Origin of the sequence: Paraburkholderia sp. BR14312 (assembly GCF_040948675.1) — a bacterium.
Classification (GTDB): domain Bacteria; phylum Pseudomonadota; class Gammaproteobacteria; order Burkholderiales; family Burkholderiaceae; genus Paraburkholderia; species Paraburkholderia nodosa_A.
Genome location: NZ_JBFPKI010000004.1, coordinates 234,655 through 247,397 on the forward strand (window position 1 = coordinate 234,655; position 12,743 = coordinate 247,397).

Consider the following 12,743-nt stretch of genomic DNA (forward strand, 5'->3'; position numbering starts at 1 on the left):
ATGGCCTTACTGCAAATCTCCGAACCCGGCATGGCGCCGGCGCCGCATCAGCGGCGACTCGCCGTCGGCATCGACCTCGGCACGACGAACTCGCTGGTCGCCGCGGTGCGCAGCGGCGTGCCCGACGTGCTGCCCGACGAAGACGGGCACGTGCTGCTGCCCTCGGTCGTGCGCTATCTCGTGAACGGCGGCCGCCGCATCGGCCGCACGGCGAAGGCGCAAGCCGCGACCGACCCGCGTAACACGATCGTGTCGGTCAAGCGCTTCATGGGCCGCGGCAAGTCCGAGGTCGAAGGCGCGGCCAACGCGCCGTACGACTTCGTCGACGCGCCGGGCATGGTGCAAATCCAGACGATCGACGGCGTGAAGAGCCCCGTCGAAGTCTCGGCGGAAATTCTCGCGACGCTGCGCCAGCGCGCCGAAGACACGCTCGGCGACGAACTCGTCGGCGCCGTCATCACGGTGCCGGCGTATTTCGACGAAGCGCAGCGCCAGGCGACCAAGGACGCCGCGCGTCTCGCCGGCCTGAACGTGCTGCGTCTGCTCAACGAGCCGACCGCGGCGGCGATCGCGTACGGGCTCGACAACGGCGCCGAAGGCCTCTACGCGGTCTACGACCTCGGCGGCGGCACCTTCGACCTGTCGATCCTCAAGCTCACGAAGGGCGTGTTCGAAGTGCTGGCGGCCGGCGGCGATTCGGCGCTCGGCGGCGACGATTTCGACCATGCGCTCTTTGCCTGGGCGCTGGAGCAGTCCGGCATCGAGCGCGCGGCGCTCGCGCCCGAAGACGTGCGCCTGTTGCTCGACCGCGTGCGCGATGCGAAGGAAGCGCTCTCGTCCGCGCCCGACGCGCGCATAGAGGCGACCCTGTCGAGCGGCCGGCAGATCGCGCTGACGATCGACGAGCCGCGCTTCGAAGCGCTCACACAAGCGCTCGTGCAGCGCACGCTCACGCCGACGAAGAAGGCGCTGCGCGACGCGAAGGTGGCCGCGAAGGACGTGAAGGGCGTGGTGCTGGTCGGCGGCGCGACGCGCATGCCCGTGATTCGCCGCGCCGTGGAGCAGCACTTCGGCCAGGCGCCGCTCACGAATCTGGACCCCGATCAGGTCGTCGCGCTGGGCGCTGCGATCCAGGCCGACCTGCTGGCGGGCAACCGCGGCGGCGAAGACGACTGGCTGCTGCTCGACGTCATTCCGCTGTCGCTCGGCGTGGAGACGATGGGTGGCCTCGTCGAGAAGATCATCCCGCGCAATTCGACCATTCCGGTCGCGCGTGCGCAGGACTTCACGACCTTCAAGGACGGCCAGACGGCCATGGCGATTCACGTCGTGCAGGGCGAGCGCGAGCTCGTCGCCGACTGCCGCTCGCTCGCCCGTTTCGAGCTGCGCGGCATTCCGCCGATGGCGGCGGGCGCGGCGCGCATTCGCGTGACTTACCAGGTGGATGCGGACGGTCTCTTGTCCGTGTTCGCGCGTGAGCAGCTCTCGGGCGTGGAAGCATCGGTGGTGGTGAAGCCGTCGTACGGCCTTGCCGACGACGACGTGGCCCGCATGCTCGAAGACAGCTTCAAGACCGCCGAAGTCGACATGCGCGCCCGCGCGCTGCGCGAGGCGCAGGTCGAGGCGCAACGCATCATCGAAGCGACGAACGCCGCTTTGGGCGCTGACGGCGAACTGCTCGACGAAGCCGAGCGCGCGCAAGTCGATGCGCTGATCGCCGCGCTCGCACAAGTCGCGCAGGGCGAGGACGCGGGCGCGATCGAAGCCGCCACCAAGGCGCTGTCCGAAGGCACCGACGAGTTTGCCGCGCGCCGGATGGACAAGGGCATCAAGCGCGCGCTGGCGGGCAAGAAGCTCGACGAGATCGGCTAAGTGCGCGGTTAAGAGCGGGCCTACAGCCTCAACAGCTTAAAGGCGAATGCGTCGTTAGCAAACGGCGCACGCGTGCGTGCTTTCCCGATGTGGCAGAGTGCGCACCGACAGTAGAATGGGCACATGCCGCCGTCGGAGGCGGGGCATGCGCCCGATATGAAAGTTATTGGATACGGAAATCACAATGCCTCAAATCGTGGTGCTGCCCCATGTCGAACTGTGCCCTGAAGGCGCGGTCATCGACGCCAAACCGGGTGAGAGCGTGTGCGACGCGCTGCTCGAACACGGTATCGAAATCGAGCACGCATGCGAAAAGTCGTGCGCCTGCACGACCTGCCACGTGATCGTGCGCGAAGGTTTCGATGCGCTCGTGCCTTCCGAGGAAGACGAAGACGATCTCCTCGACAAGGCGTGGGGCCTCGAGCCGACGTCGCGGCTGTCGTGTCAGGCCATCGTGCCGGAGAACGACGACCTGGTGGTCGAGATTCCGCGTTACTCGATCAACCACGCGAAAGAAAACCACTGAGCCACTGAACACCAGGAGGAGCGCGCAGCCATGAAATGGACCGATACGCAGGACATCGCGATGGCCTTGACGGACACCCATCCCGAAGTGGATCCGCAGTACGTGCGCTTCACCGATCTGCACCGCTGGATCACCCAGCTCGACGGTTTCGACGACGACCCCGAGCGCTCGAACGAGAAGATTCTCGAAGCGATCCAGGCCGCGTGGATCGAAGACGCGGACTACTGATTCCCGGTACGCCCGGCAGGCAGACGAGAAAAAGGCGATTTGCCAGTGCGGCAAATCGCCTTTTTTATTGCGCGGCCAGCGTGAGTGTAATCATCCCGCGACCAGCGTGCCGTTCTCCACACGCACGCGCTCGCCTTGCTGGAACGGCGGCGCTTCGTGATACGTGAAGTAGCGCATCTTGCCGTTCTCCATGCGCACGCGCACCGAATAACTGGTCGTGCTGCGCAGGTGTTTTTCGACCGAGTTGCCGGCGAAGCCGCCACCCAGTGCACCGAGCAGCGTCATGGCCGTGCGGCCGTTACCCGAGCCAAACTGGTTGCCGACCACGCCACCGGCCACCGCGCCGCCGACTGCGCCGATACCGGTGCCGTGGCCTTCATGCTTGACCTCGGAAATCGCGACGACCGTGCCACACGTCGAACAAGCGGGGTGGGCCGGCGGCGCTTCCTGGGCGTATTGCTGCTGCACAGGTTGCGCCGGCTGGGCAGGCTGCTGACCATACTGCTGCTGCGCCGGGGCGACGGGCACGGCCGCCTGCTGTTCAGGCTGTGCCGGCGCCTCTTGCGGCTCGGCGGGCGCATTCTGCCCGTTCTGCGCATATTGCGAGGCCTGCACCGGCTTCGTCGAGTCGACCACCTGCGGCTGTGAAGCCGTCATGGCCGTCTGACCCGTCTGAACCTGGCCGCTCTGTTCGGCGGTGCTGGAAGCTTTCGGGAAAACGCCGGTGATGGCCGCTGTGGCCGCAAGGCTCGCGACGATGACGGCTGCCGCCGCGGTTGCGATCAGCGGATGGAGGCGGCGTTTCGGTGTGGTCGGATCGGTTGTGTTCATGACAGGCTCCGTCTTTGGCAGAGTTGGCTCTCTTGTAAGAACCAGTTTGAGCCAATCCAGGTCTGTGAGCGTTTCATTTTGTAACCCTCGCGATGGGTCCGGGCCGACGCCGAGGGCGTGGGCGTCGGGCAGCGTTGCGCAGCGCGGTTTTCCACGAGGGTGCAATCGTCGTACCCGTCCGGGCCGCTGCGCTCGCCGGCAGATTTTACCGATGGTTACAAACGCATGCGCTGAAAGGCCCGAAAGAAACGGGGCGCATACGGTGTCAACCGCATGCGCCCCGTCATGTCAGGCGAGGGTCTGCTTAGTCTTCGCGGCGCAGGTGCGGGAAGAGGATCACGTCGCGGATGCTTGCGCTGTCCGTGAGCAGCATGATCAGACGGTCGATGCCGATGCCGCAGCCGCCCGTCGGAGGCATGCCGTATTCGAGCGCGCGGATGTAATCGGCGTCATAGAACATCGCTTCTTCGTCGCCGGCGTCCTTTTGCTCGACCTGCTTCTTGAAGCGCGCGGCCTGGTCTTCCGGATCGTTCAGCTCCGAGAAGCCGTTGGCGATCTCGCGGCCCGTGATGAACAGTTCGAAGCGCTCGGTGATGCCCGGCAGCGTGTCCGAGGCGCGCGCGAGCGGCGAGACTTCGACGGGGTAGTCGATGATGTAGGTCGGTTCCCACAGCTGCGACTCGGCCGTCTCTTCGAAGAGCGCCAGTTGCAGCGAGCCCACGCCTGCGTTCAGGAAGGCCGGCTGGTTCGCGTCCACGCCGAACTTCTTGAGTTCCGTGCGCAGGAAGACGGCGTCGGCAAGTTGCTCGTTCGTGTATTGCGGCGCGTACTTCTGGATCGCCTGCACGATCGTCAAGCGATGGAACGGCTTCGAGAGGTCGAGTTCACGACCCTGATACGTCAGCACGGCGGTGCCGCTCGCGTCGATGGCGGCCTGGCGGATCAGCTGCTCGGTGAAGTCCATGAGCCATGCGTAGTCGGTGTACGCGGCGTAGAACTCCATCATCGTGAATTCCGGATTGTGACGCGGCGAAACGCCTTCGTTACGGAAGTTCCGGTTGATCTCGAACACGCGTTCGAAGCCGCCCACGATCAGGCGCTTCAGATACAGCTCGGGCGCGATGCGCATGAACATCTGCATGTCGAGCGCGTTGTGGTGCGTGACGAACGGCTTGGCGGCCGCGCCGCCCGGGATCGGGTGCAGCATCGGCGTTTCGACTTCCATGAAGCCCGAGTCGGCCATGAAGCGGCGCACCGAGGAAATCGCCTTGGTGCGCGCCTGGAAGGTCTGACGCGCTTCCGGCGTGACGATCAGGTCGACATAGCGCTGGCGATAGCGCATTTCCTGGTCGGCGAGGCCGTGGAACTTGTCGGGCAGCGGGCGCAGCGCCTTCGAGAGCAGACGCAATTCCGTGCAGCGCACCGAAAGCTCGCCCTTGTTGGTGCGGAACAGCACGCCCTTTGCCGCGACGATGTCACCGAGGTCCCACTTCTTGAACGCGTCGTAGGTGGCCTCGCCCACGTCGGCGGGCGTGATGAAGAACTGGATCTGGCCCGAGCCGTCGCGCACCGTGGCAAAGCTCGCCTTGCCCATCACGCGCTTGAGCATCATGCGGCCGGCGATCGCCACTTCGAGCGGATTGGCCTCGAGCGCGTCCTTGTCGGTGTCGGCGTAATCGCGCGCCAGGTCGGCGGCGTGATGGGTCGGGCGGAAGTCGTTCGGATAGGCGACGCCTGCCTCGCGCAGCGCGCGCAGTTTCTCGCGGCGCTCGGCGATGATCTGGTTGTCGTCGAGTTCGGGCGCGGCGCTGGGCGCGTTCTGCTGGGTCGGTTCGGTCATGATGGCTCGGAGTTCTTTGATTCGCAGGTGTTTCGGCGAGTTTTCGGGGCTGCGGCCCCGGCATGGTCCTTCGCGGGACACGGCGCGCATCGCACGCAGATAAGCGGACTTCGGTTCCTGCTGCGCGTCGCACGCCTCGCGCTCGAAGCGGGCGGCGCAGCAGGAGAGGGCGGCATGCGGTGAACTGCTGCGCCCGTAGCGTGCGGCAAGCTTACACGCCCTGTTTCAGGCTCGCGCTGATGAAGGCGTCGAGATCGCCGTCGAGCACGGCCTTGGTGTTGCTGATTTCGACGTTGGTGCGCAGATCCTTGATGCGGCTGTTGTCGAGCACGTAGGAGCGGATCTGGTGGCCCCAGCCCACGTCCGACTTGCCCGCTTCGAGCTTGTCCTGTTCCGACTGGCGCTTGCGCATCTCGGCTTCGTACAGGCGCGACTTCAGCATGGCCATGGCTTCGGCGCGGTTGCGGTGCTGCGAGCGGTCGTTCTGGCACTGCACGACGATGCCCGACGGAACGTGCGTGATACGCACGGCGGAGTCGGTCTTGTTGATGTGCTGACCGCCCGCGCCCGAAGCGCGGTACGTGTCGATGCGCAGATCGGCCGGATTGACTTCGATCTCGAACGAGTCGTCGATCTCCGGATACACGAACACCGACGAGAACGACGTATGACGCCCGCCCGACGAGTCGAACGGCGACTTGCGCACGAGGCGGTGAATGCCGGTTTCGGTCCGCAGGAAGCCGTAGGCGTATTCGCCTTCGACCTTGATCGTCGCGCTCTTGATACCGGCCACGTCGCCTTCGGACTCTTCGAGCACTTCGGTCTTGAAGCCCTTGCGTTCGCAGTAGCGCACGTACTGGCGCAGCAGCATGGACGCCCAGTCGCAGGCCTCGGTGCCGCCGGCGCCGGCCTGGATGTCGATGAACGCGTTGTTCGGATCGGCTGGATTCGCGAACATGCGGCGGAACTCGACGTCGGCTACGCGCGCTTCGATCGCGTGAGCGTCGGTTTCGATGGCGACGAGCGTGTCTTCATCGCCTTCTTCGCGGGCCATCTCGAAGAGATCCTGCGTGTCGCGCGTGTCGTTCTCGATGCCGTCGAGCACGTGCACCACGCCCTCGAGCAGCTTCTTTTCCTTGCCGAGACCCTGGGCGTGTTTGGAGTCGTTCCAGACGTTGGGGTCTTCGAGTTCGCTGTTGACTTCGACGAGCCGTCGGGCTTTTACGTCGTAGTCAAAGATACCCCCGTAGCTCGCCCGCGCGCGTGCGCAGGTCCGCCAAAAGGGCTTCGATCGCGTTGAGACGTTCCGCTTCCATTTGTATCGTGATCCGGCGTGTAAAACATTGAATTATAGCCGATTGGACCCGGATCAAGGGCGGCGCGGGCGCTTCGGGCGGCCCGCGCTATTCAGCGCAAGTGCAGTTCAGCGTGGGCTCAGAGCGCAGCGTGCTCCACCACGAGCTGCACGCGCGACACGCCATTCCAGGTGTCGCGCACGAGCCGGTAGGCGACCGTGGTGTGCTGCGGCAGCGATTCGGTGTGGTTGAACCAGATCGCGTTAAAGCGCTGGCGCCCGCGCAGCAGTTGCAGTTTGAGGTGCTTGTCCTTCACGAGCGCCTGCGAGGCCACCTCGAATTCCCCCGAAAACACGGGCGCCGGGAAGCCCTGGCCCCACACGGCGGCATCGAGCATCTCGACGAAATCGGGCGTGAAGTAGGCGTCTTCGAGATCGCCGTCGGTTTCGACGGTGCGCGCGAGCGCCTCTTCGGTGAGCCACTCGCGGCCCACGCGCTCGAAGGCGGCGGCAAAGCGCGGCACGTCGGCAGCGGCGATCGTCATGCCCGCGGCCATCGCGTGGCCGCCGAACTTCTGGATCAGACCGGGCTCGCGCTTGCTGATCAGATCGACCGCGTCGCGCAGATGGAAACCGGGGATCGAACGGCCCGAGCCCTTCACGAGCTCGCCGTCGTCGTCGGCAGGCGCGAAGGTGAACGAGGGGCGGTGAAAGCGCTCCTTGAGCCGTCCCGCGACGATGCCGATCACACCCTGGTGCCAGCTTTCGTTGAACAGCGTGAGCGTGGCCTTGCCTTGCGGTTCGACGTCGGCGAGATCGGCGAGCGCCTGCTGCTGCATGCCGGCTTCGATCTCGCGGCGTTCGCGGTTCATGCCGTCGAGCTGCTGCGCAAGCTCCCAGGCGCGGCCCACGTCGTCGGTGGTCAGGCACTCGATGCCGAGCGACATGTCCGAGAGCCGGCCGGCCGCGTTCAGGCGGGGGCCGAGCGCGAAGCCGAAGTCGAAGCCCGACGCGGTTTTCGCGTCGCGGCCCGCCGCGCGAAAGAGCGCGGCGATGCCCGGCTGCATGCGGCCGTTGCGCACGCGCTGCAAGCCTTGCGCGACGAGCACGCGGTTGTTGCAGTCGAGCTTCACGACGTCGGCGACGGTGCCGAGCGCGACGAGATCGAGCAGGCCGTCGAGACGCGGCTCGGGCTTGCCGTCGCTGAACGCGCCGCGCCTGCGCAGCTCCGCACGCAGCGCGAGCAGCGTGTAGAACATCACGCCCACGCCCGCGATGCACTTGCTCGGAAACTCGCAGCCCGGCTGGTTCGGGTTGACGATGGCGCGCGCGTCGGGGAGCGTGTCGCCGGGCAAGTGGTGGTCGGTGACGAGCACCTCGATGCCGAGTTCGTTCGCGGCTTCGACGCCTTCCACGCTGGCGATGCCGTTGTCCACCGTGATCAGGACGTCGGGTGGACCGCCCTTGCGTTGCGCGGCGAGTGCGACGATCTCGGGCGTGAGGCCGTAGCCATACTCGAAGCGGTTCGGCACCAGATAGTCGATCTGCGCGCCGAACATGCGCAGGCCGCGCACGGCCACGGCGCAGGCCGTCGCGCCGTCACAGTCGTAGTCGGCGACCACGAGCATGCGGCACTCGGCTTCGAGCGCGTCGGCGAGCAGTTCGGCGGCCTCGTCGAGGCCCTTCATGCCGGTGGGCGGGATGAGGCGCGCGAGGCCGGTTTCGATCTCGTCGGGCTGGCAAACGCCGCGCGAGGCATAGAGGCGCGCGAGCACCGGATGCAGGCCGTGGCGCACGAGCGCTTCGGTGTCGGCGGGCGAGCAGGCGCGGGTGACGATTCGGGTCATGCGTGAGCGCGGAAAAAAGAAGTCATTCGGGAATCATTCGATAAAGAGCGACGCGAACAGGCGGCGTCGCCAGAACTTGCGCAAATCGCCGCGCGTGATGGACAGCGTGACCGAGCCCGTGTCGCCGCATAGCGTGAGATCGAGCGCGGCGAGCGCGCCCGTTTGCAGCGCCGTGAGCGCCGGCGCGAACCAGTCGCGCTCAAGTTGAGCGAACGCGGCGTTCCAGCGGCCCCAGTCCTGCTGGATGAAGGCCGCCGAGAACGGATCGAGCTCGACGAGCGTCGCTCCCGTGCCCGAACCGTTGTTGAGCGCGGCTGCGAGCGCGGCAAAGTTCGCGGGCGCGGCATCGACTTGCGCCTTCGCGGCGAGCGCCAGACCGCGCGTGGCGGCCGCATCGGAGCGCACGCGCGCATAGGGGCTCGTGACGGTGCGCAGTGCGCCCTGGGCGTGGAACCAGATCGAATTGACAGCGGGCAGACCGCGCGCTTCGCGGGCCTCGTTCACGGGATGCTCGAACCATGCCATCTGCACTTCGTTCTGCACCTTCATCCAGGCGCGCGAACGCTGGCCCGAATGGGCCTCGTGCGGCAGCCAGATCTCGATGTTGCGGCCGCTCGCGCGCAAGGGCGACGCGCCCGCGAGCGTGCCGAACGCTTCCGACGAGAGATACCAGCGCTGCGGCGTCGGCGCCTCGATGCGCACGCCCAGTTCTTCGATCAGCGGGCGGGCGACAGTGTAGAGCGTGGCGGCGTCGGCGTCGGCGAGTTCGAGCGAGGCGGGGTCGATCAGCACCAGATGATCGTGCGCGATGCGCACGTGCACGGGCTGCACGCACGCCCAGGTGGCGTCGCCGGGCGTGCCGCCATCGGCGAGCAGCATGTAAGGCGCAAGCGGCGCTTCGTCGTCGGCGGCCGGCGCGGAGTTTGCGCGGTTCGCGCTCGCCGGACCGAGCGCGCCGAACTGGCGCGCGACCCAGCGCTCGTGCGGCAGCGTACGCTGGAAGTCCTCGCCGATCACCTGCTCGCCGAGTGTCGCGCGCGCAACCAGTTTCGCGAGCGCCGGGTATTCGAGGCCCGCGAGCGCGGTGGAGGCGGCCGCGGCGGACGGCAAGGCAAAGGGGACGAGGAAATGGAGTCGGTCGGCGGGCATGATGGTGCGCATTGTACTTCGGCGCTACGTGCGCCGGGCGGCCCTCGGGCGTGCCGCAACGGCATCGCCTCGACCCGTTATGCTGGTGCTGCGGCACTTGTGGGCGAATTGCGGCTCGAAGCAGAGGGCGGGCAAACGCCTCACGGGGGCTGCGGTTCTCACGCGGGAAAGTTCACGGGGAACTCCGTCGAATATCCGTGACCCGCCGCCAGTGTGGCAAACTTCGCGGTTGATCGCCGCCCGACCCGGCACGATATTCTCCGGCCGTCCGGCGCACTGGCCCCAGGGTCGATACGGCGCCGGAGCGCAACGAAGACGCAAAAGGATTCGCTTGAAACTTCCCTACGAATGGCAGATAGGCTGGCGCTACACCCGCGCCGGCAAACGCACGACCGGCAACGGGTTCATCTCGTTCATCGCGCTCATATCGATGTCGGGCATCGCGCTCGGCGTCGCGGCACTGATCGTCGTGCTTTCGGTGATGAACGGCTTCCAGCGCGACGTGCGCGACCGCATGCTTTCCGTGCTTGCGCACATCGAGATTTTTTCGCCGACGGGCACGATGCCCGACTGGCAGCTCACCGCGAAAGAAGCGAAGACCAATCCTGAAGTCATTGGCGCGGCGCCTTACGTGGACGCCCAGGCGCTGCTCACGCGCGGCGACAGCGTGAACGGCGTTGCGCTGCGCGGCATCGAACCTTCCGAGGAGCCGCAGGTTTCGGACATCGGCCGGGAAATGAAGGCGGGCAGCCTGAACGACCTTACGCCCGGCAGCTTCGGCATCGTGCTCGGCGCCGATCTCGCTGTGAACCTGGGCGTGACGGTGGGCGACAAGGTCACGCTGGTCGCGCCCGAGGGTTCGATCACGCCGGCCGGCATGCTGCCGCGCTTGAAGCAGTTCACGGTGATGGGCGTATTCGAGTCGGGCCATTACGAGTACGACAGCACGCTCGCACTCACCAACATCCGCGACGCCGAAGTGCTTTATCGCTTAGGCGCGCCAAGCGGCGTGCGCCTGCGCTTGAAGGACATGCAGCGCGCGCCGGCGGTGGCGCGCCAGCTCGTGCATACGCTCTCGGGCGACCTCTATATCCGCGACTGGACGCAGCAGAACAAGACCTGGTTCTCGGCCGTGCAGATCGAAAAACGCATGATGTTCATCATTCTCACGCTCATCATCGCGGTCGCGGCGTTCAACCTCGTTTCGTCTCTCGTCATGACCGTCACCAACAAGCAGGCCGATATCGCGATCCTGCGCACCCTCGGCGCGCAGCCGGGCTCGATCATGAAGATCTTCGTCGTGCAGGGCGTGACGATCGGCTTCGTGGGCACGGCCATCGGCATTGCGCTCGGCTGCCTGATCGCGTGGAGCATTCCATGGAGCGTGCCGGCGATCGAGCATCTGCTCGGCATTCAATTCCTGCCGCCTTCGGTTTATTTCATCAGCGAGCTGCCTTCCGAACTCGTGGCTTCCGACGTGATCCGCATCGGCGTGATCGCCTTCGTGCTGTCCGCGCTCGCCACGCTCTATCCGAGCTGGCGCGCGGCCAAGGTTCGTCCCGCGGAGGCGCTGCGCTATGAATGACCGTCAATCGCTGATCGCCGCGGCTGGCGATTATCCGTACGTGCTCGAAGCGCACGGCGTCTCGAAGGTGTTTGGCCAGGGCCAGCTTGCAGTGCAGGTGCTGCACGACACCGATCTGAAAGTGAAGCGCGGCGAGAAGCTCGCTGTGGTGGGCGCGTCGGGCTCGGGCAAGAGCACGCTGCTGCACGTGCTCGGCGGACTCGACGAGCCGGGCGCGGGCAAGGTCTCGGTGCTCGGCAAGCCGTTCACCGAGCTGTCAGAGCGCGAGCGCAACGAACTGCGCAATCGGGCGCTGGGCTTCGTCTATCAGTTCCACCATCTGCTGCCGGAGTTTTCGGCGCTCGACAACGTGGCGATGCCGTTGCGTATTCGCCGCATGACGCAGGAAGACGCGCGTGCCGAGGCGATGCAGATCCTCGATCGCGTGGGCCTCTCGCATCGCGCGCGCAACCGGCCGGGCGAGCTGTCGGGCGGCGAGCGCCAGCGCGTGGCCATTGCGCGTGCGCTCGTGACGAAGCCCGCATGCGTGCTCGCCGACGAGCCCACGGGCAACCTCGACGGCGCGACAGCGGATAACGTCTTCAACCTGATGCTCGAACTCTCCGACCAGTTCGATACGAGCTTCGTGATCGTCACACATGATCCCGATCTGGCGGCGCGCTGCGACCGCATCGTGCGCCTGCGCGACGGCATGTTGCACGAGGAACCGGTCGTACCGGTCTGAGCCTTCCCGCGAGCGAGCGCCATGTGGATCGACACGCACTGCCATCTCGATGCCGCCGAGTTCGACGCGGACCGCGACGCGGTCGCGTCGGCGGCGCGCGCGGCGGGTGTGTCGCGCATCGTGATCCCGGCGGTGGCGCGCGAGAACTTCGACGTGGTGCGCGCGCTCGCGCACCGCACCGAGGGCGCCGTCTACGCGCTCGGCATTCATCCGCTCTATACGCCGCAGGCGCGTGACGAAGACCTTGAAGTGCTGCGCCGCGAGATCGAGGCGAGTCTCGATGATCCGCGCTTCGTCGGCATCGGCGAGATCGGGCTCGATTACTTCGTGCCGGGCCTCGACGACGCCCGGCAACAGCACTTCTACGATGCCCAGTTGCGCCTTGCGCGTGAGTTCGGCTTGCCGGCGATCTGCCATGTGCGCAAGTCGCAGGACCAGGTGCTCAAGGGGCTGCGCCGCAACGGCGTGAAAAGCGGCATCGCGCATGCGTTCAACGGCAGCTTCCAGCAGGCGCGTGCGTTCATCGATCAAGGGATGCATCTGGGCTTCGGCGGCAATGTGACGTTCGAGCGCGCGCTGCAGATCCGCAGGCTCGCGCAGCAGTTGCCGCTCGAGGCCATCGTCATGGAAACCGATGCGCCGGACATCTCGCCCGCCTGGCTTTACCGCGCGCGCAACACGCCTGACCAGGTGCCTCGCATCGGCGCCGTGCTCGCAGGCTTGCGGGGCTTGAGTCCCGACGAACTCGCACTTGGCACGACGGCTAACGCGGCGGCTGCGCTGCCGCGGCTCGCGCTTTCGTCTGCATAATCGTTTCCAGGGTGGCGTGCACAGCGCGCATTTTGCG

The 12,743-nt window shown here is 66.4% G+C and carries 11 protein-coding genes; 6 read left to right on the forward strand and 5 right to left on the reverse strand.

Annotated features, from left to right (window positions below):
• From hscA to iscX, 3 genes are all read left to right on the forward strand, one after another.
• Positions 1–1,872, forward strand: a complete 1,872-nt coding sequence (hscA, locus tag AB3X98_RS13160; protein WP_368605018.1) for a Fe-S protein assembly chaperone HscA — start codon at positions 1–3, stop codon at positions 1,870–1,872.
• Positions 1,873–2,056: 184 nt separating this feature from the next.
• A complete protein-coding gene (gene fdx / locus AB3X98_RS13165) occupies positions 2,057–2,398 on the forward strand; it encodes an ISC system 2Fe-2S type ferredoxin (protein WP_069265529.1) in 342 nt (113 codons plus the stop codon).
• Positions 2,399–2,428: 30 nt separating this feature from the next.
• On the forward strand, positions 2,429–2,626 hold the full coding sequence (iscX, locus tag AB3X98_RS13170; protein WP_028204168.1) for a Fe-S cluster assembly protein IscX: 198 nt from the start codon (positions 2,429–2,431) through the stop codon (positions 2,624–2,626).
• A 90-nt stretch (positions 2,627–2,716) separates the two neighbouring features.
• Here the strand turns inward: iscX and AB3X98_RS13175 are convergent, their stop codons facing one another.
• The 5 genes from AB3X98_RS13175 to AB3X98_RS13195 form a co-directional block, all read right to left on the reverse strand.
• The gene (locus AB3X98_RS13175; protein WP_368605019.1) at positions 2,717–3,457 is read right to left on the reverse strand and encodes a glycine zipper 2TM domain-containing protein; all 741 of its coding nucleotides are present in this window, start codon (positions 3,455–3,457) and stop codon (positions 2,717–2,719) included.
• 304 nt (positions 3,458–3,761) lie between these two features.
• Positions 3,762–5,297: a lysine--tRNA ligase gene (lysS, locus tag AB3X98_RS13180; protein WP_069265728.1), complete on the reverse strand. Its 1,536-nt coding sequence runs from the start codon at positions 5,295–5,297 to the stop codon at positions 3,762–3,764.
• A gap of 211 nt (positions 5,298–5,508) precedes the next feature.
• Positions 5,509–6,613, reverse strand: a protein-coding gene (gene prfB, locus AB3X98_RS13185) for a peptide chain release factor 2 (protein ID WP_342945887.1) whose coding sequence is annotated in 2 segments (ribosomal slippage) — positions 5,509–6,531 and positions 6,533–6,613 — 1,104 coding nt in all. Because the reading frame shifts where the segments join, the coding sequence is not laid out codon by codon here.
• A gap of 118 nt (positions 6,614–6,731) precedes the next feature.
• Positions 6,732–8,438, reverse strand: a complete 1,707-nt coding sequence (gene recJ, locus AB3X98_RS13190) for a single-stranded-DNA-specific exonuclease RecJ (RefSeq protein ID WP_368605020.1) — start codon at positions 8,436–8,438, stop codon at positions 6,732–6,734.
• Positions 8,439–8,471: 33 nt separating this feature from the next.
• On the reverse strand, positions 8,472–9,599 hold the full coding sequence (locus tag AB3X98_RS13195) for a regulator (protein WP_368610261.1): 1,128 nt from the start codon (positions 9,597–9,599) through the stop codon (positions 8,472–8,474).
• 319 nt (positions 9,600–9,918) lie between these two features.
• On the opposite strand from AB3X98_RS13195, the gene AB3X98_RS13200 reads away from it, so the two are divergent.
• Genes AB3X98_RS13200 through AB3X98_RS13210 form a run of 3 tightly spaced genes read left to right on the forward strand, consistent with a single transcriptional unit; the run spans position 9,919 to position 12,706 of the window.
• Complete coding sequence (locus AB3X98_RS13200) at positions 9,919–11,172, forward strand: lipoprotein-releasing ABC transporter permease subunit (RefSeq protein ID WP_069265533.1); 1,254 nt, start codon at positions 9,919–9,921, stop codon at positions 11,170–11,172.
• Positions 11,165–11,896, forward strand: coding sequence for a lipoprotein-releasing ABC transporter ATP-binding protein LolD (lolD, locus tag AB3X98_RS13205; protein ID WP_069265534.1), 732 nt, complete (start codon positions 11,165–11,167; stop codon positions 11,894–11,896). The genes AB3X98_RS13200 and lolD overlap by 8 nt, the downstream gene beginning before the upstream one ends.
• A gap of 21 nt (positions 11,897–11,917) precedes the next feature.
• Positions 11,918–12,706 carry a TatD family hydrolase gene (locus AB3X98_RS13210; RefSeq protein ID WP_368605022.1) on the forward strand — a complete coding sequence of 263 codons (789 nt, stop codon included), beginning with the start codon at positions 11,918–11,920 and terminating at the stop codon, positions 12,704–12,706.
• The last annotated feature ends 37 nt before the right edge of the window (positions 12,707–12,743 follow it).